The sequence below is a fragment of the Natrialba sp. INN-245 genome (assembly GCF_009807105.1).
Lineage (GTDB): Archaea > Halobacteriota > Halobacteria > Halobacteriales > Natrialbaceae > Natrarchaeobius > Natrarchaeobius swarupiae.
In genome coordinates, this window is record NZ_WUBV01000020.1 from 125567 (window position 1) to 143846 (window position 18280).

Consider the following 18280-nt stretch of genomic DNA (forward strand, 5'->3'; position numbering starts at 1 on the left):
AGGTATGCCAGAGGAGGAACTCGCCGCGAGAGTCGCCGACGTGTTATCGGTCGACGCCGAGGACTTCCGGGGACGGGCCGAGGAAGACACCGCCGTCATCAAAGAGGCCCTCGAGGACGGCGTCTTCGACAACCCGCAGGCGATCGTCGGCCTCGAGTACGAGTTCTACGCGGTCAAAGACGACGGCTGTGACCTCCGGCGAGTGCCGCGACGGCTCCTCGAGTTGATCGGGTTCGAAAAGGAGCTGGGATTGCACAACGCGGAGATGACGACCAGTCCGCAACCACTGAACGCCCACGGGCTCGCGGCCCAGGAGTCCGAGGTGAAAGCGCGATTGCAGACGGCACTCGATGTGACCAGCTCCGAACGGATGCGGCTGGTCAGCGACGCTCTCTGGACGATTCCGCCCGAGGGCGAGGACGCCGCGACCTATCTGACGGACAGCGTCGATCGAACCGTCCCCTCCCGTGACGGGCGCGAGCGATCGTTTCGCATCGCCACGAATATGAGCGACTCCGCCCGCTATCACGCGATGGCGAACACGGAGCGAGCGAGCGCGGCGGGGATGCGGGTCGAAGCGCCACACGTCTCTCTCCAGGGCGATACCGTCATGCCCGAGAGCCTCATCACGTCGATTCAGCCACACTACCAGGTCCCCCACGCGATCGACCTTCCGCTGTATTTCAACTACGCCCTCCGGGTCGCCGGGCCGTTGCTCGCACTGGGTGTCAACTCGCCGTTCTTCCCGCCGGATCTCTACGACGAGGCGGCGACCGCGGCGGACGTCCTCGGCGATTGCTGGATGGAACACCGGATCAGCGTCTTCGAGACCGTCCTCAACGACCCCTCGACTGGCGAGGGGAAAGTTCGGTTCCCCAGGGATCTCTCGACAGTCGAGGAGGCAGTCGACCGGGTCGCGGCCGACGACACCATGGTCCCGATGCCGGTCGAAGCCGGCGAACGGTTCGACGATCGGTTCCCCCATTTCCGGCGTAAACACGGCACCTACTGGCGGTGGGTCCGTCCGGTCTTCGGCGGTCCGACCCGTTCCGCTGCCAATGCACGCATCGAGTTCCGGCCGATCCCGGCACAACCGACGGTCCGGGACTCCGTCTCGTTTCTCGCGGCCTTCGCCGGCCTGATGGAGAGTCTGACCAGACTCGAGCATCCGGTCAACGAACTCGACTGGGAGATCGCCCGCGAGAACTTCTACGCGGCGATGCGTGACGGTCTCGAGGCCGACCTGACCTGGATCACAAACGACGGCAAAGAGACGACGGACTCGCTCGCACTGTACGAAGACCTCCTCGCTCACGCCGAGGACGGACTGACCAATCGAGGACTGACCGAGGAGCAGGCCGCGAAGTATCTCTATCCGCTCCGTCGACGCGTTCGACAGGCGGTGACGCCGGGTCGGTGGAAACACGAGCGAGTTCGGACCGCAGTCGACGACGGTGCCACGCTCGAGGACGCGATCCAATCGATGCAGCGGCGATACGTCGAGCGACAGTCCGAGACGTTACTCGAGGGGAGTTTCGCGGACTGGATCGTCGAGTAGTGGTTCGGCGGCTACCAGTACACCTGTACCGTTCTGGTTCGGGGACCGTCACACTCGACGAACAGCACCGACTGCCAGGTACCGAGCGCGAGCGATCCGTCGCTGACCGGGATAGTCACACTCGGACCGACGAGCATCGAGCGGACGTGTGAGTCGGCGTTCCCGTCGAGTTCGTCGTGGTTCCAGCCGGTGTTCGGAACGAGGTCCTCGAGGGCGTCCTCGAAATCCGAGAGCAGGCGCGGTTCCGCTTCGTTGATCGTGACGCCTGCAGTCGTGTGCTGGACGAAGACGGTCGCAGTCCCGGACACGCCCGCAGGGAGTGTCCGTTCGACCTCGTCGGTGATCTCGCGTACCGAGAGTCGATCGTCGGTGTCGATCGAAAACTGTGCGTGGCGATCGTCCTCTGGTTCGCTCATACGCGTTCACGACGGGCTCCACCGATACGATCGTTACGTCTCGACCGGGCCGTCGTTCGACGGAATTCGCTCGCTTCGGGCGGGCGGTCACGACCTGTCCCGTTCCGAGTCCGCTGGAAGTGGCCCCAAAACTATCGTAGGGGAACCCGTATCCCCGAACGGAATGTACGAGACGATCCTCTTGCCGACGGACATGAGCGCTGGTGTCGACGACGCGATCGAACACGCGATCGACGCGGCACAGCGCTACGATGCCGAACTGCACGTCCTGTACGTCGTCGACGCCGAGGCGTACAGTTCCTACCCCGGCGACGAGTACGTCCACGAGTTCGAGGGCCTCGAGAGCGCACTCGAGAACGCCGGACGCGACGCCGTCGATTCGATCGCCGAACGAGTGGGCGACGCCGGCGTCGAAACCCAGACCGTCGTCCGCCACGGCGTCCCCCACGAGGAGATCCTCGAGTACGGGGACGACGCCGACGTCGGACTGACGGTCCTCGGCTCGAAGAATCGATCCGGCGAGTATCGCCGGCTGCTCGGCAGCGTCGCCGAACGGGTTACCCACATGTCGGCCCGGCCGGTGACAGTCGTGAAGACGCCAGTCGAGACGGACGACGTGAGTCAGTGATCGGAAGACCGTCGCCAGCCGAGGGCTCGGCCCCGTCTGTCCTGGCCGTCTCTCGTTTCGGCGCGGCCACACGACGATCGCCGCCGAAACTCCCGCTGGGTGAGCGTCCTCATCGTTTGCCGGCGGCTCCCGTCCCGTAGCCACCGGACGTCGCCGAGGGATCGACTGTGGTCCGGATACGACCGCCGCGCCGGTACGATTATTATTCGTTCGTGTGAACGTTTGGCTATGTCACGAATCGTGTTCGGTCTGATCGGTGTCGTCGTCGCACTGTTTCCGGACGGCGTCATCGAGAGTTACGAGGCGATCGCACTCGAGAATCCGGAGGAGTGTTCGGCGAAACCGTGGCTCGCGCCGGCAGTCCGAGCGGAGGGGGTCCTCTACGTTCTCGCGACCCTCGCGGGCGGTCGAGCGTACGGCTGGCTACTGAACGTCGCCGGCGTCGCCGGACTGGTGGCGGCCGTAGCACCGAAGCAGTATCTCGATGCCGGCGCGTCCCTCGCGTACGATCAGCCAGAGGAAGTCAACTGGAACGAGGAGTTCGTCACGGGCGTTCGGGTTCTTGGATTCACGCTCGTCGTGCTCGCAGCCCGTGCGCTCGGAAAGCGCCGACGGGCGTAGTCGATATCGGTCGATCGGACGGGACGACGTACGCTACCCGAGCAGGTACCGGATCCACGGGTTCGACCGGACGGGCTGGCTCGACTCGAGGACGCCGTCGACGCCGGCCAGTCGACCGGCACCCCAGGCGGCGAGCCCGAACAACAACAGCATGTAGACGAACGAACTGTCGATGAGGTAGCCGTTTTCGACCGGGAATCCCTCGAGCAATCCGCCTTGCCAGGCTGCGGTCCAGAAGAACAGCATCTGGAGTGCTCCCATCAGCGCGGCGAATCGGAAGAGTGCGCCGAACAACAGCGCCAGGCCGATGAGAATCTGTCCGAAGACGACCAGCGGGTCGACGATCGCCGTATACTCCCCGAACCAGAGAAACAGCCCGTGGACGGGGTTCGCCTCGGCGATCGCGTTGTTCAGAAAGCCGGCCGACGACCACGCGAGCGGATCTCCAAATCCGCCGTCTGCCAACTTCTCGAGGCCAGCCTGGAGGAACACCCAGGCCATCACGAGTCGCAATCCGAAGATCGAGTATGCGACCCACGTTTCGGAGTAGTTAAACGAGACTGAGCGGCCGAGTAGCGTCGATTCGAGCGTTCGTTCTGCAGGTCGTCGTTTGGTTGCCATAGTGAAGTCGCTGTTCGAGGGTTCGGCGGGAGATACTTAACAATCGGCGTAATTCCATATTTTCGATAGCTCCCGACAGACGTACCCTATTCCACCCCAGAACGATCCGAACAGTATTCGGATCCGCCCATACGGACTCCTGTGAGTCGGTACCGGCCGATCGTAGACCGACGAGCGATCGAACGGCAATCAGTCACCGCAGACCGTACTATACTGTTTACTGTCAGTTATTTCCGGCGCATCCGCGACCCTGACGGCGGGTGCACCGAGAGATCGAGACGGCAATCCGTATTACTCGTCGACGCTCTTTCGACCCGACACGGACTCCGGCTCGAGACAGAAGTCCTGAAAGTCAATTTCGTCTCGAGGTCGGTCGAACACGTCGACCGTCGGAATCTGAACCGCCCACATCTGTTGGACCGTCGCCGACTCGGGATCGAAATCTGCCAGTTCCTCGAGCGTTCCGGTGGCAACGACGCTTCGCCAGCCGTCCGCCGTCTCGTCGAATACCACCAGCGAAACCGGGTTCTCGATCACATCGGATTTGTTGCTCCCCGGTGGAAACGAGAGCCGAAAGTAGAAGGTCCCGCCCTCACGAGAGTAGCCGTACGACACTGGAAGCGACGCCGGCGGTCCGTCGTCGGTCGCGAACGAGAGCACGCCCGTTCCACCGGGAGCCAGGAACGCGTCGCGTTCGTCGCCGGTCAGGGTTACCCAGCGGAATCCTGTCATCTCGAGCCCGTACCACGTCGACGCTAAAAAACCCGGTACCCGCCGTCTGTCGTTGCTGTTGGCTCGACGGGTCGGTCGGGGACGACAGCGAACGCGATCCCCGGAATCTATAGGCGTGGCCGCCACTCGATCAGTATGGACGTTGGCCTCACCGTCGGCGACTCGCTCGATCGCCTCGAGCGTACGATCGACGGCTACGATTTCGCGGAGTTTTCCATCGGTGAAGGAACCGACCCGACGGACGTCGATACCGAGCGACTCGAGTCGATCCTCGCGGACGCGGACGCCGATCTGTGCGTTCATCTCCCGTTCAAGCAAGACGTCGTGACGCCAGTTCCCGAGATCAACGACGCCATCCGCGACTACCAGACGCGGTTGCTCGAGTGGGCGGGCTCCGCCGGCGCGCAAAAGGCCGTGCTCCACGGGACGGCTCGTAACCCACACGATACGGATCTCCGCCCGATGTTCGCGGAGCAACTGGCCGCTATCGACGATGCCGCGGCGGACGCCGGCGTCGAGCTCGTCGTCGAGAACGTCGGCCACCAGGCGCGTGGCCTCCAGCTGACGGTTCTGGGGGATCTGGCCCGTAAAACCGGTACGTCGGTCTGTTTCGACGTCGGCCACGCCTACATGGAAGACGGCGACGACGGCGTCGATCGGTTCTGCTCGCGGTACGGCGACCTCGTCTCGCACCTGCACGTCCACGACGCTCGAAGTCGAGGGGATACGCACATCCCGATCGGAGCCGGTGAGATCGACTACGGCGTCGTCACGGACCACCTCGCCGGGTTCGACGGCAGCGTCGCCCTCGAGGTGTTCACGGACGATCTCGACCTGCTCGACGATACGGCTCGACGGGCGACGGCAGCCCTGGAGACATCCCCGGCGGACGACTAACCGTGATCCGAGGAGACGGTGGTTCGGATTTATACCACACGTCGTCGTAACCGTTCGCGTGCGAGTCGACGCTCGCCAGGTGATCTCGATGCCAGGACACGTCCTCGTTCCGATCGACGGATCGGACCACGCGTTCGCCGGACTGGAGTATTGCTTTCGCTCGTTTCCCGACGCGACGATAACCGCGCTGTACGTCATCGATCCGACGCGCGACGACGAGGCGACCGCGGGTTCGACCGATACGTCCCTCGAGCGAGCAGAGGCCCACGGCGAACGAGTTCTCGATCGTGCGACCGACCGGGCGGCAGATCGAGACGTCGACCTTCGAACGTCGCTTCGGACCGGGACACCACACACGGAGATACTCGAGGTGGCGGCGACGGATGTCGATCACGTCGTGGTGGGCAGTCACGGACAGTCACCGATCACGCGTCCGTTTCTCGGTCGCGTAAGCGAGGCCGTCGTCCGCCGGTCGCCGGTCTCGACGACGATCGTTCCCGAGACGACGGCCGAACTCGACGAACGGGAGCTTCCGGGGGAGATCCTGGTAGCCCTCGACGGCTCCGAACAGTCCACGGCGGCCCTCGAGTTTGCGCTCGAGGCGTACCCGACGGCTTCGTTTACGGCGTTTCACGCGCTCTCGCTTCCGTTCGATCGGCCACGAGAGGACGTCGAGGGAACGTACCTCGAAGCGCTTCTCGACGATCGCGAACGCCGAGCCGAACGGATTTTCGAGTCCGCACGGGCCGTCGCCGACGACCGCGGGATGACACTCGAGACGGCGACCGGGAACGATTCGCCCGCGAGGGCGATCGTCGACCGTGCGTCGAACGGCTCCGATCAGATCGTCATGGGGAGTCACGGCCGGTCGCTTCCGGCCCGACTGATCACGGGATCGGTCGCCGAACGCGTCGCACGCCGGTCGCCACGGACGGTTACGCTCGTTCGAGACGCGCCCGCGTCGGACTGACGCGGCTGCCATCAGTAAGTACCACTATCGTCGCGGCCGACGGGCGGATCGCGGTCACTCCTCCGGCGATTCGATCAGTTCGAAGAGCCCGTCGAACTCCTCGGGCAACTGGTTGTGTGCTTTCTCGATGTTTCCGGGCGGGACGACGTCCGCGACGACGGCGAGTAGCTGCTGTGCGTGGTAGTTCGCATCCGCCCGATCGACGCCCTCGCGTTCGGCGACGCGCTCGAGGAACTCCTGGTAGTCGAAACGCTGGCCGTGGTCGGCTTCCGTCAGGTAGCGGTCGATCTCCATCGGAAGCGGACTGGCGAGATCCGTCGCCTCTCCCTCCTGTAACCGTTCACCGAGCGTCGTCAGGACGGCCCGGGTTGCCCGGACCGCCTGCCCGAACTGCGCGTACTCGAGTCTGTGCTGAACCTGACCGACGAATTCCTTGTAGTTCATATCGATCGTGTACCGTGTCAGTATTCGACTGGATCAGATCCCACACACCATCCGTGTCACACCGACCGATCGCAGCGGGGCCACACCGTGGGAAGATCCGATGTAGGAGGGGTACCTCGAAGAACGGTATAAATCTCGGGGTGGCGATTCGCTGCATTCGTTCGAGCGCTGCGTTCCGAACTGGACGGAAGACACGCGTCGGAGACGTGTCACTGGTCTTTCGTTTCACCAGACGGGTGACGGATACTATTTTGGTCCGGTGGACGGTAAAGACAGTCGATGTCCAGAACGCTACTGGTCCCGATCGACGGTTCGCCGATGTCCTGGCGCGCTCTAGAACACGCCTTCGAGACCGACGACGCCCGCGTCGTCGCGCTTCACGTCGTCGACCCGTGGGACCCGGGATACAGCGTTGCGACCGACGTGGACGTGCGGACGGAGCCACCACACGGCTCCGACGCGTGGTACGAGCGCGCGGACACGGAGGAACAACGGGTCTTCGACCGGGCCCGCGAGATCGCGGACGACTACGACGCCGAACTCGAGACGGATCACAGATCCGGCGATCCTGCACGCGAGATCATCGACTACGTCGAGGAGAACGACGTCGACCACGTCGTGATGGGAAGTCACGGCCGGACTGGGACGGCCCGACTGCTCCTCGGAAGCGTCGCGGAACTGGTCGTCCGTCGCGCACCGGTTCCGGTTACCGTGGTTCGGGATCCCGAGGAGTGACGACACTGTTTCAACGCGGTTGACGAGGGCTGAAACTGCTACCGGACGACCGTCACCGGGACGTCCGCACGCCTGACGACGAGTTCCGCCGTACTCCCCACCCGCGCCTTGGCGACGTTTCCGCGGCCGCGAGTCCCGACGACGATCTGATCGGCGTCGATGTCGTTGACGGCCGCGACGATCGTCTGGCCCGGCGATCCGACCGCAGTCTCCGTGTCGACCGTCGCGTCACCCATCTCGAGGTCGGCGAGTGCCTCGTCGAACAGCTCCGCCGTGTCTTCCCGTCGATCGTCGAGCCACCGTTCGGTCAACGGCGAGCGCTCGGGTTGGTCGGTGAGGTCGAACGGATCGATCGCGTGAAACAGGACGATCTCAGCCCGCGGGAATGTCTCGAGGGCGTACTCGAGAGCATCCTGGGCGTGTGGCGAGCCATCGTGTGGGACGAGAATCGTTCGCGCCATCTCGTCGTATCGGTTGGCGACGAGCGGAATAAAACCATCCCAGAATTACCGTCCGTGGGGACGATCGAACGGCGGCCCCCGGTGCTCGGGCCGGGGTACAGTCGACGACCGGATTGCTTTGGCGGGTGACACTCCGGTACGCTCGCGAGGACTTCCACTTACCTATCGGCGGTGTGTCGTCTCGTCACCGCCCTCGAGTCCCGCGTTCGTGATCCGGAACTGAGCCGACTCGCCAACCGGCTTCGACCGGTGTTTCTCGAGGGTCGCCCGGCGGTTGCCACCGCGGAAGCGTTCGAGACGAAGGATGACGCCGGTCCAGTGCTCTAAGGTGTTCCCGCCGAGGGCCCGCGTCCGATCCGAGTCGGGATCGGCGAACACCTGGTTCGTGAGGACGATCGCCAAGTCGTGTTTGCGAGCGAGCGAGAGGAGGTGGGTCACCTGTCGGGCGACGCGCCTGAGCGACTCGCCCTCGTCGCCGTCGCCGGTTCGCTCGAGTCGGTAAAAGCCCGTCGCGCTGTCGAGGACGACGAGGTCGGCACGATCCGCGAAATCCTCGACGTCGCGGACGGCTTCGGCCTGCTCTTCGAAATCCAGTGCGTCCTCGACGACGATCCGCGAGGCGACGGTCTCGACTGTCGGGTCGCCCCCGTCGGGATCGGAGCGCCCGCTCGCGTCGTCGCTCGCGACGTCGGCGGTCGGTCGATCGGCGTCGTCGACTCGAGCCGAGAGCAGTTGCTCGAAGCGGTCGAGCGAAAGCCCTTCGGTGTCGATGTAGACGGCGGTGCCGCCGTCGATGGCCGCCTCGACCGCAGCCGACAGCGCCAGGTTCGTCTTCCCGGCGGCCGGCGGTCCGTACACCTGCGTGACGGTTCCCCGCTCGAACCCCCCGCCGAGTAGCTCGTCGACCGGACCACAGCCGGTCGAAATCGGCTCGTCGTTCACGGGTTGAGTTGGTACCGTCCTCGCAAAAACCCCCCGGAACCGGGCCAGAGACCGACTCGAGAAGCGACGCGGGCGGGGAATCGAGCCATCCGCCGATCCGAGACGCTGAGCACTCCTCGCGGTCGGACACGTTTATTCTCCCCGGAGCCGAACGGTCGAACGTGATCGTCGTCGCCACGTCGGACTTCGAGGTGTACCACGGCGTCGTTACCGAGCTACGCGACCGCAGTGTCACGTTCACGACCGTCGAACCCGACGAGACGGTTCCCGACCGAACGGCCGTCGTCGTCACCGATGCCGACAACGCTGCGACGTTCGACGACGTGGCGACGATCGTCGCCGATCCCGACGATCCGCGTCGCGCCGTCGACCAAGCGTTGACCACGATCCGTGGCGAGGACGGCCGAACGGTCATCGGCGTCGATCCAGGACGAAAACCGGGTATCGCCGTCCTCAACGGCGGTGTCGTCGTCGCGGCGTTCCAGGTCCCGCTCGCGGACGCCGTCGACGTCATCGAACGCGAGGTACGCGACGCCGCCACCCCAGTCGTTCGGATCGGCGACGGCTCTCGCCTCCAGGGTGCGACGCTCGTCAACGACCTCGAGGACGTCCGGGTCGAACTCGTCGACGAAACCGGGACGACGCCCTACCTTGGCACCGGTGCGCGGGGGATGGAAGACGTTCTCGCCGCCGTCAACATCGCCCGTCTCGAGGGCGAGGTCGTCGACTCGCGGGAGATCGAGCCGACGAAAGGCGAGCTTCAGCTCATCAAGGACCGCTCGCGGGAGCGAAGCGACCGAAACCGCGCGATCGACGAGATGTTGGCGCGTCGCGTCGCTGCCGGCGAGTTGACGATCGACGAGGCGCTCGCCGAACACCGCGGGGTCGAGGAGTGAGACGATCTGCCGTCAATCCGTACGAGACGTCTCGCCGTCCCGACGTTCGACCCGGTAGCCAGCCTCGAGGCGCTCACCGCGTAACTCGAGGGTGTTCCGGTCGGAAATCGACGGAGACGAAAAACGAACGAGCGACCGCTCCGACGGGAGTGGTCGGGATCGAGCCCGTCAGTCGGCCGTCGGCGGCGACGTCAGTACGTCGATCTTCTCGGCGGCGTAGCCGAAGACGTCCCGGTAACCGTTCGGCGACATGAGAATCGGGTAAAACGACTCTCCTGCGACCTGCGCGTCGCCGTCGGCGGCGGCGAACGTCTCGCCAGCGCTGACTTCGGTAAAGTTGTCGACGAACACCTCGTAGGTGTCGGCTCGGTCCTTGCAGATCATGTCGGTGAGCCGAAACAACGGGAGGTCCCGTCCGACCGTATCCCCCGGCAGCGCGTCGACGGCGGTCAGGAACGACCGCGTCAGCCGGTCGGCGTTCTCGGCTGCTGTCTCCGAGCCCTGGAGGCCGCATTCGACCTCGATCGTTCGGATCTCGGAGAAGAGCCGTCCCTCCGAGAAGTTGCTGGTCTCGACCATCGCCACGACGGGGAGCTGTGGAACGACCTCGTGTGCGGTCTCGCTTATGCCGTTGACGATCGCAAACGGTTCGGCGTGGCTCTGTGTCGAGTGCATCGAGAAGGTGAGACACCCCTCGAGTTCCTCGACGAGTCGGTGTGCGAGCTGTCCCTCGTGGGTCTTCGCGTTCGGGTCGCCGGGAAACGTCCGGTTCAAGTCCTCGTCGACGAACCGAACGCGGCGCTCGAGGGCCGTTTCGTTGGCGACGACGAGTTTCACGGGTCGCTCGACGGCGGGTGGATCGTCGAGGAGTCGTTCGACGGCGCGAACGCCACAGGGCTCGTCGCCGTGAATACCGGCGACGACGGCGATTTCCGGCGTTCCCGACCCGAGCTGTGCGACTCTCATTACCTGCTAGTTGGGCTACGTCTTCAAAGGCCGTTCGGTCCGTCGCAAAACCGATCACACACGGGACAGGTACGACAGCCACCTCGTGTGATGGTTTCACACGAAGGTGTCGGCGGAACGGCTCGTCGTGGCTCGTACCGGTTAGAGGGTCTACTGTTCGTCAGTCCCGCGCAACCACTTTCGGACTCCGGTTATCTCGGGACATCGGTACAGCAAACCGTATCAGTCCTCGAGGTCCTCGACGTAGGCGTACTCGACGGGCCGGGCCGTCGGTCGGTCGTCGTCGAGCCGGATTCGCCAGTCGTCGATCCGTTCGGGGTCGTCGAGTGCGTTCGTCAGAACTGTCCGGACCTCGAGGACGTCGACGCCGTAGTAGTCCGCGGGAACCCCACGGAGGTACTGCAGCGCAGTCCGGAAGAGCGACCGCATGCCGTCGTCGGTGTCGAAGTCGTGTCGTTTGTACGCGCCGGCGGCGACCTGGACCATCCCGTGGAGGAACGCGCTCTCGGTCGTCCCGCGGCCGTAGTTGTACCACTCGAGTTCGAAGCAGTCGTGGCTCTCGTGGTAGTCGCCGGCGTTGAACAGACGCACGCCGTGGACCGTCGCCTCCCGGAGTGTCGCGTGCGTCCAGCGCCCCTCGGCGGCGAGCCACCCTGTCGGCTCCCCAGACGACGGAGGTGGGGTATCCGGGTTACTGGTGTGGTCGTCCACGACAGACCGTACGACGTGGGAGCCGAAAAAGACGATCCATCGTCGGCGGACTGAAAAAGGACGGACAGCTCGACGGGTAGAAAAAGAACGGACAGATCGACGGACGAACTTATAACGGATCGGTGAGACGACTCGAGCGAATGAACTATCCGCGCGGGAAGTGCCAGGACTGCGGAGAACGTCTCTACGAACACGCCGACGGCGGTTACCAGTGTTTGAACTGCGACCAGCGGTACGCAGAAGACGTCTTCGAACGGCGTTCGCCTCGGCCCCAGTAATACGGTTTACTGTAGATCAGTTCCGGTGAGACCGCGACCTGGACGGCGGTCTCACCGGTACATCGCGACAGTAATCCGTATAAGTGACAGGGGGAGGGTGGCGTCTAATCTCATGGCAGAGTCGTCGAACGGAGGCGGGTGTACCGGAGCCGCCTGACAGTAATCCGTCTCAGCCCCAGACCGCGAGTCCGTGAGACGTTCACACCCGGGCTCGCGTCTCGCAACGCTTTTGCCCGGAGGGGTCGGACGGTTTACATGGCGAACGACGTTCCCGAGCACGAGCCCTATTCTTCGAAACTCGAGGTACCGGAAGCGCTGACCTTCGACGACGTCCTGTTGCGGCCGAAAGAGAGCCGCGTCGAGCCGGACGACGCCGACCTGACCTCTCGCGTGTCGACATCCGTCGAGGTTTCCGTTCCAATTCTCTCGGCGGCGATGGACACCGTCACCGAGAGCGGCATGGCGATCGCGATGGCTCGCCACGGCGGTCTCGGCGTCCTCCATCGCAATATGAACGTCGACGAGATGGTCGAGGAGATCGACCGCGTCAAGAGCGCGGACGAACTCATCATTCCCCTCGAGTCGGTCGTCACGGCAGACCCCGAAATGTCCGTCCGGGAAGTCGACGACCTGATGGCCCGCGAGGGCGTCGGCGGCGCGCCGGTCGTCAACACTCGCGGCGAGGTTCTGGGAATTATCTCGAGTACGGACATCCGTCCACACCTCGAGGTCAACGAGGACGATCCGGTGACGGAGGCGATGACCGACGAAGTGATCACCGCGTCGACCGACATCGACGCGCGTGATGCGTTCGATCTGATGTACGATCACAAGATCGAACGCGTCCCCGTCGTCGACGGCGAGAACCTGCTGGTCGGTCTCGTAACGATGCAGGGTATCCTCCAGCGTCGGGAGTACAAGGAGGCAGTTCGAGACGAGGACGGCCGTCTTCGCTGTGGCGTCGCCGTCAGCCCGTTCGAACTCGAGCGCGCCGAGGCGGCCGACGAAGCGGATGCGGACGTGCTCTTTATCGACACCGCCCACGCACACAACATGAACGTGATCGAGGGTGCCCGCGAGATCGACGAGGCCGTCGAGGCCGACATCGTGGTGGGGAACGTCGGCACGCGCGAGGCCGCCGCGGAACTGGTCGACTTCGCAGACGGGATCAAAGTCGGCATCGGCCCCGGTTCGATCTGTACGACTCGCATCGTCTCCGGTGCGGGGATGCCCCAGATCACGGCGGTCGCACAGGTCGCCGACGTCGCGGCCGAACACGACGTTCCGGTGATCGCTGACGGCGGCATCCGGTACTCGGGTGACGCGATCAAGGCGATCGCAGCCGGCGCCGACGCAGTCATGCTCGGCTCGTACTTTGCAGGCACTGAGGAAGCGCCCGGCCGCGTCGTGACGATGAACGGGAAAAAGTACAAACAGTACCGCGGCATGGGATCGGTCGGCGCGATGAAATCCGGTGACGGCGATCGGTACCTCAAGGACGATCCGGCGGACGACGACGAGTACGTTCCCGAGGGTGTCGAGGCCGCGACGCCGTACAAGGGGACACTCAAGTCCGAACTTCACCAACTCGCCGGCGGTATGCAGTCGGGAATGGGCTACGTCGGCGCGGGCACCATCCCGGAGTTCAAGGAGCGCTCCGAGTTCGTCCGCGTCTCCTCGGCTGGACAGGCCGAGAGCCACGCCCACGACGTCGTCATCACCGACGAGGCGCCGAACTACTCGCCGGACAGCGACTGATCGGTCCGACGGCAGCCACGATCGGTGGTCGACGACTGACCCGCTCTCGTCGATCTGCGGATCGTTCCGTGGACGGGGACCGGATCGTCGCTCGAGTCGAGAAGGTAACGCCTACGTTCGTCCGGTCCCGAGTGAGGGGTGTGAACCGCCGTACGGTACTGCAGTCTGCTGGTGTGCTCGGAGCTGTCGGCCTCGCGGGCTGTCTCGAGGGGGTCCAGGAGCACTTCGAGGGAAGCGTCCAGGGTGTGGTGCCGATCGAGATCTACAGCGAGAGCGACCAGTACTACAACGTCCAGCTGGTCGCCTACGAGCGCGAGACGAACCGCCAGACCTACGAGGAGGCCTACGCGGTTACGCCCGGCGAAAACGTCATTCCTCCCCATCTCGAGGGCGTCTACCAGACGCTTCGGATCACCAGGTTCGACGTGGAAAACGACGACGAGACGGAGGTACGCGAGGTGACGATCACGCCGGATACCGGCCTCGTTCTCGTCTGGCTCGACGAGGACTTCGTCGTCGAGGTCCGACGCGAGGACAGCGGTGAGACGATAAACGAGACGGAAGACGCCGGTGAGAGTGACGAGGTTCCCGTCGGTCCAGACGACGGAGTTCCCGTCGGCGACGACCCGGACAGCGACGATTCTGACTGAGCGGTGTCAAGACCGATTCCGGTTGAGTGTCAACCGACGACGCTCCCAGTACGAACGACTGCGACGGACCGCTGTGCGTCGATACCGGCAGACCACCTACCACCAGACCAGGGTCGTCGTTTTCGAGCGATCGATCAGTGAGTTCCACTCACGCCACCAGCTCGATCCGCTCGAGCGACTGCAACGAGGTAGAGACCGATCGCGATCACGACGATGCTCGCTCCCGGGCGGAGGGCGAACGTCCACGAGAGGACGATTCCGACGAGGACGGAGAGTTCTCCGACGACGATCGCGGTGTACACCGTCTCGCGAAAGCTCCCTGCGATCAGGGACGCACACGCGACGGGGACGACGAGCATCGCGGCCACGAGGATGACACCCAGAATCTGCATCGCCCCGACGATCACGAGCGCCGTCAGGACGATCAGCAGGGTGTTGTAGGCGGATACCGGCGCTCTGGCGACTCGAGCGGCGCGTTCGTCGAACGTGATGAACAGAAACTGTTTGTACGAGAGCGCAACGACCGCGACGACGAGGAGACTGAGTATGGCCATCAGGGTGACACTTCGCTCGTCGGTGATCGAGATGTTGCCGAACAGGTAGCTGTTGATGTTGACGAACGCGAATCCGCCGCCGACATCGATGAACAGCGTTCCGAGCGCGAAACTCCCGGTAAGTACGATCGCGATCGGCACGTCGCCGTACGACCCGGTTCGGCGGGCGAGCGTCTGGACGCCGAGGGCACCCACGACCGCGGCGGCGAGTGCGACGAGCAACAGGCGAGCGTCCCACCCCGAGGCCGCGAACAGCAGGGTTCCGAACGCGACGCCGGCGAAGGCGGTGTGTGCAAGCGTCTCGCCGATCAGCGACATCTCCCGGTGAACGAGGAAGACCCCAATGAGTGGGCCGACGATGCCGATGAAGACGCCGACCGTGATCGTGTTCCACATGAAGCGATAACACCCCATCTCGGTGCCGAGCGCGCGGCCGGTCGAACAGCCAGCGTCGAAGAACCGTTCGGGCATCACGCCGAACGCGATCGGGAGGAAAACGACGAGGACCGCACCTGCGATCGTTCCGAGCATCGCCCGAACGACCAGCGCGAGCGATCGTCGCATCGGCTATCGGGCACCGAGCGCTCTGCGGAAAGCCGGGAGGTTGATCTCCACCATCTGACCGACGTAGCCGCCGTACCCCTCCTCGTCCCAGGCTTCGACGACGCTCTCGGCCGGCGACACCATCTCGGTGCCCACCACGGTGTCGGCTTCCGCCGCAATCGTCTCCGCCAGCTCCGGGCCGTCGAAATAGTCCCAGAGGACGTACTCGAGGCCGTGCTCCTCGGCGAACTCGACTGCGGCCACGATCTCGGTACCGCTCGGTTCGTCGTCCGGCGAGAGTCCCATCGGTGTGTGAATCTCGAAGCCGTAGCGCTCGCCGAGATACTGAAACGAGTCGTGTCCCGCCAGCAAGACGTGGTCGTGTTCCCGATCCGAGAGCGCCTCGCGATACCGGTCGTCGAGCGCCTCGAGTTGCTCGAGGTAGTCGGCGGCGTTCGACGTGTAGACGGACTCTCGATCGGGGTCGATTTTGATCAGGCGGTCCCGAATAATCTCGACCCCCCTCTGAGCCAAGACCGGATCGGAAAAGAACTTCGCGTCGTACTCGCCGTGGGAGTGGTCGTGACCGCCGTCTCCGTGGCCATGACCGTGTTCGCCGTCGTCGTGGGAGTGGCCGTGATCGTCCGCGCTACCGTCGGGACGGCCGTCGTCGCCGTCACCGACGCGAACGTCCAGTCCGGGTGACTCCCAGACGACCTCGTCCTCGACGAGCAACTGGACGACGAGCGTCGCGGTTCCGTCTCCGTCGCCCCGGACGTGGACGTGATCGCCCCCACCGTCGACGGCAGCGAACGCGTCGCCGCCCGTGATTCGGACATCGATCGAGTACTTGTCCGTCGAGGGATCGATCGTCGCGCCATCTCCGGCCTCCAGAATCGCCTCGAGCGTCCGCGAGCCGTCGGCGGCGACCTCGAGTGGGCCACCGTGCCAGTGGTTGCCGTGTGCGTCGGCGACGCGCTCATCGGTCTCGGAATCGGTGAGGTCGATCGCTCTGATCGAACGGTCGTGGACAATCTCGCCGTTCACTTCGGTGAGTCCGTGATCGTCTCCGTGGTCGTCTGCGTGGCTGTGGCCGTCGTGCCCGTGTACGTGACCGTGGGTATCGTCGTACTCGAGGAGATCGATCCCCGCTGCGGCGTCGACGAGTGCAACGTCGTCGGCGTGGTCGACGTCGATCCGGTCGACGGCGTCGTCGACCCAGGTCTGGAACCCTTCGACGCCGAGGTAGACGAAGACGTCCGACTCGACGACGGTCGGGAGGACGTCGACCGACGGCTGCCACTCGTGACCGTGTTGGCCCGACGGAACGGCGTTGTCGACCTCGTACGCGTCGCCGACCACCGCTCGCGTGAACTCCGAGAGCGTAAAAAACGACGCGTACGCTCGTCGGTCCCCACGATGGGAGGAGTCGGTCGATCGGTCTGACTCCTCGAGACAGCCGGCGACGGCGCTCACCGATGCGGTTCCACCGGCGATCAGAAACGTCCGCCGCGTCTGGTTCATGCTTCGACTCTCGCCGTGGCGTGGTAATACGTGCTGTGAATGGGGCCAAATACTGCGCTAACTCCGTTGTCACCCTGAATAAGTGAACAATTGGGCAGAATATGAGGGATAATAAGGAGTGCTATCGGATATCCCCTCGAAAAACGCTGCCACGGTGGACCCGGAGAATCAGCCTCGAGAGGGCGTTTGTGCGCCGTTGGGCGTACAGCCTCGTTTCGAATCGGTGGGCGAGGTCGCCGTCGCCGCTCTCACGAGAGACGGCTGGCGACGTCCGCTTCCGTGATGATTCCGACGGTGTCGCCGGCCTCCGTGATCATCACGGCCTTGTAGTGTTCGAGTAAGTTGCCAATCTCGTCGAGCGTCGCGTCTTTCGACACCGTCGGAAAGCTCTCGCTCATGTGGTCTTCGATGGGTTCGTCTCGAGCTCCGGAGTCGACGTGAACTAGATCGCTCTGGCTGATCGATCCGACGGGGATCCCCTCTTGGATCACCGCGAGTTGGGAGTACGCTTCCGACTCCATCTTCCGTGCGGCCTCGCTCACGGGATCGTCAGGTGAGACGCTGACGACGGCTTCGTTCATCAGATCATCGGCCCGAACGACGTCGCTTTCGGCTTTCTCGAGGGCGTTGACGATTCGACGGAGCGTAGAGAGGCGGGGGTCGACGTCACCGCCTTCGATACGGGCGATCAACGGCTGTGAGACGTCGGCTTTGTCGGCCAGTTCGCTCTGGGTGAGCCCGAGATCGGTCCGTCGCTGACGCAGGTCCGCTGGTGTCGGCAGTTCCATACCGACACATAACTACGGGTTATAGAAAGTGTTTTGGGTGCCGTACAGTCTTGGCGGATCGCCCGTCACCGATGGTTACTCGTCGGGAACCTCGATGACTTCGATAACGGAGAGGGGGACGTCGCGCAACGCGCCACCGACTTCGCTCTTTGCGATCCTCGAGGCGTGTTCCTCCCCGTCGGCGTTGAACACGTCCATCTCGAGTGCGAGACCGACGAGGGCGGTCTCCGCCGCGACGAACGCCGAATCGAACGGCTCCCCACACGCGGGACAGCCGGTAGCGCCGACCTCGACCTCGACGTACTCCATACCCTCGTTGTTCAGTCGTTTCCCAGCCTCGCTTACGGCGACGCCGATTGCGTCGTCAATCTCCTCGACGTCACGAACGAGCCACGCGGCTTCCATCGCGACGAGATAGTTGCCCATACGTCCTCGATGGTCCCAGGGGTTTCCTGCTTTGCGGTTCGGCTTTTTCCTCGTCGATCGGCGATTTTACAGGCGGTCGAGGCGAATGCCCCGGGGCTTGACCCCGGGGTTGAAGCCGACAACCCGTGACATAAACCATTAAGTAAACATGTCTCTAATCA

General features: G+C 64.2%; 22 protein-coding genes. 10 read left to right on the top strand and 12 right to left on the bottom strand.

Features of this window, described 5'->3' with window-relative positions; all coding sequences use genetic code 11:
* Window positions 1-4 precede the first annotated feature (4 nt).
* A complete protein-coding gene (locus GRS80_RS08250) occupies window positions 5-1558 on the top strand; it encodes a hypothetical protein (RefSeq protein WP_160047122.1) in 1554 nt (517 codons plus the stop codon).
* An 11-nt stretch (window positions 1559-1569) separates the two neighbouring features.
* Here GRS80_RS08250 and GRS80_RS08255 read toward each other — a convergent pair whose 3' ends face one another.
* Window positions 1570-1974 (bottom strand): secondary thiamine-phosphate synthase enzyme YjbQ, encoded by a 405-nt coding sequence (locus GRS80_RS08255; RefSeq protein ID WP_160047123.1) that lies wholly within the window; start codon window positions 1972-1974, stop codon window positions 1570-1572.
* A gap of 163 nt (window positions 1975-2137) precedes the next feature.
* Between GRS80_RS08255 and GRS80_RS08260 the strand changes: the two genes are divergently transcribed.
* On the top strand, window positions 2138-2602 hold the full coding sequence (locus tag GRS80_RS08260) for a universal stress protein (protein WP_160047124.1): 465 nt from the start codon (window positions 2138-2140) through the stop codon (window positions 2600-2602).
* A gap of 228 nt (window positions 2603-2830) precedes the next feature.
* Window positions 2831-3223 (top strand): hypothetical protein, encoded by a 393-nt coding sequence (locus tag GRS80_RS08265; protein ID WP_160047125.1) that lies wholly within the window; start codon window positions 2831-2833, stop codon window positions 3221-3223.
* A gap of 33 nt (window positions 3224-3256) precedes the next feature.
* Here GRS80_RS08265 and GRS80_RS08270 read toward each other — a convergent pair whose 3' ends face one another.
* Together GRS80_RS08270 and GRS80_RS08275 are read right to left on the bottom strand one after the other, a co-directional pair.
* Window positions 3257-3844, bottom strand: coding sequence for a DoxX family protein (locus tag GRS80_RS08270; protein WP_160047126.1), 588 nt, complete (start codon window positions 3842-3844; stop codon window positions 3257-3259).
* Window positions 3845-4135: 291 nt separating this feature from the next.
* Window positions 4136-4576 carry a pyridoxamine 5'-phosphate oxidase family protein gene (locus tag GRS80_RS08275; protein ID WP_160047127.1) on the bottom strand — a complete coding sequence of 147 codons (441 nt, stop codon included), beginning with the start codon at window positions 4574-4576 and terminating at the stop codon, window positions 4136-4138.
* 135 nt (window positions 4577-4711) lie between these two features.
* On the opposite strand from GRS80_RS08275, the gene GRS80_RS08280 reads away from it, so the two are divergent.
* Together GRS80_RS08280 and GRS80_RS08285 are read left to right on the top strand one after the other, a co-directional pair.
* Window positions 4712-5473 carry a sugar phosphate isomerase/epimerase gene (locus GRS80_RS08280; RefSeq protein ID WP_160047128.1) on the top strand — a complete coding sequence of 254 codons (762 nt, stop codon included), beginning with the start codon at window positions 4712-4714 and terminating at the stop codon, window positions 5471-5473.
* A gap of 88 nt (window positions 5474-5561) precedes the next feature.
* The gene (locus tag GRS80_RS08285; RefSeq protein ID WP_160047147.1) at window positions 5562-6443 is read left to right on the top strand and encodes a universal stress protein; all 882 of its coding nucleotides are present in this window, start codon (window positions 5562-5564) and stop codon (window positions 6441-6443) included.
* 54 nt (window positions 6444-6497) lie between these two features.
* Here GRS80_RS08285 and GRS80_RS08290 read toward each other — a convergent pair whose 3' ends face one another.
* Window positions 6498-6887, bottom strand: coding sequence for a DUF2267 domain-containing protein (locus GRS80_RS08290; RefSeq protein WP_149081229.1), 390 nt, complete (start codon window positions 6885-6887; stop codon window positions 6498-6500).
* A 279-nt stretch (window positions 6888-7166) separates the two neighbouring features.
* On the opposite strand from GRS80_RS08290, the gene GRS80_RS08295 reads away from it, so the two are divergent.
* Window positions 7167-7622: a universal stress protein gene (locus GRS80_RS08295; protein WP_160047129.1), complete on the top strand. Its 456-nt coding sequence runs from the start codon at window positions 7167-7169 to the stop codon at window positions 7620-7622.
* A gap of 38 nt (window positions 7623-7660) precedes the next feature.
* Here GRS80_RS08295 and GRS80_RS08300 read toward each other — a convergent pair whose 3' ends face one another.
* A complete protein-coding gene (locus GRS80_RS08300) occupies window positions 7661-8083 on the bottom strand; it encodes a universal stress protein (protein ID WP_160047130.1) in 423 nt (140 codons plus the stop codon).
* A 162-nt stretch (window positions 8084-8245) separates the two neighbouring features.
* Complete coding sequence (locus GRS80_RS08305) at window positions 8246-9025, bottom strand: AAA family ATPase (protein ID WP_343161499.1); 780 nt, start codon at window positions 9023-9025, stop codon at window positions 8246-8248.
* A gap of 161 nt (window positions 9026-9186) precedes the next feature.
* Here GRS80_RS08305 and GRS80_RS08310 point away from each other — a divergent pair, with 161 nt between their 5' ends.
* Entirely contained in the window at window positions 9187-9921 is a 735-nt protein-coding gene (locus tag GRS80_RS08310; protein ID WP_343161500.1) for a hypothetical protein, read from the top strand.
* 168 nt (window positions 9922-10089) lie between these two features.
* Here GRS80_RS08310 and GRS80_RS08315 read toward each other — a convergent pair whose 3' ends face one another.
* Entirely contained in the window at window positions 10090-10887 is a 798-nt protein-coding gene (locus GRS80_RS08315) for a succinylglutamate desuccinylase/aspartoacylase family protein (RefSeq protein ID WP_160047132.1), read from the bottom strand.
* Between the two features lie 222 nt (window positions 10888-11109).
* Complete coding sequence (locus GRS80_RS08320; protein WP_200840347.1) at window positions 11110-11598, bottom strand: DUF309 domain-containing protein; 489 nt, start codon at window positions 11596-11598, stop codon at window positions 11110-11112.
* A gap of 140 nt (window positions 11599-11738) precedes the next feature.
* Between GRS80_RS08320 and GRS80_RS20375 the strand changes: the two genes are divergently transcribed.
* The 3 genes from GRS80_RS20375 (at window position 11739) to GRS80_RS08330 (ending at window position 14284) form a co-directional block, all read left to right on the top strand.
* A complete protein-coding gene (locus GRS80_RS20375) occupies window positions 11739-11876 on the top strand; it encodes a hypothetical protein (protein ID WP_200840348.1) in 138 nt (45 codons plus the stop codon).
* A 255-nt stretch (window positions 11877-12131) separates the two neighbouring features.
* Entirely contained in the window at window positions 12132-13634 is a 1503-nt protein-coding gene (guaB, locus tag GRS80_RS08325) for an IMP dehydrogenase (protein WP_160047133.1), read from the top strand.
* Between the two features lie 140 nt (window positions 13635-13774).
* A complete protein-coding gene (locus tag GRS80_RS08330) occupies window positions 13775-14284 on the top strand; it encodes a hypothetical protein (protein ID WP_238386938.1) in 510 nt (169 codons plus the stop codon).
* Window positions 14285-14418: 134 nt separating this feature from the next.
* Here the strand turns inward: GRS80_RS08330 and GRS80_RS08335 are convergent, their stop codons facing one another.
* The 4 genes from GRS80_RS08335 to GRS80_RS08350 all read right to left on the bottom strand — a co-directional run bounded on the left by GRS80_RS08335 (window position 14419) and on the right by GRS80_RS08350 (window position 18119).
* On the bottom strand, window positions 14419-15402 hold the full coding sequence (locus GRS80_RS08335) for a metal ABC transporter permease (protein WP_160047134.1): 984 nt from the start codon (window positions 15400-15402) through the stop codon (window positions 14419-14421).
* A 3-nt stretch (window positions 15403-15405) separates the two neighbouring features.
* A complete protein-coding gene (locus GRS80_RS08340) occupies window positions 15406-16905 on the bottom strand; it encodes a zinc ABC transporter substrate-binding protein (RefSeq protein WP_160047135.1) in 1500 nt (499 codons plus the stop codon).
* Window positions 16906-17153: 248 nt separating this feature from the next.
* Window positions 17154-17693 (bottom strand): CBS domain-containing protein, encoded by a 540-nt coding sequence (locus GRS80_RS08345; protein ID WP_149081864.1) that lies wholly within the window; start codon window positions 17691-17693, stop codon window positions 17154-17156.
* Window positions 17694-17768: 75 nt separating this feature from the next.
* Complete coding sequence (locus GRS80_RS08350; RefSeq protein WP_149081865.1) at window positions 17769-18119, bottom strand: DUF555 domain-containing protein; 351 nt, start codon at window positions 18117-18119, stop codon at window positions 17769-17771.
* Between the last annotated feature and the right edge of the window lie 161 nt (window positions 18120-18280).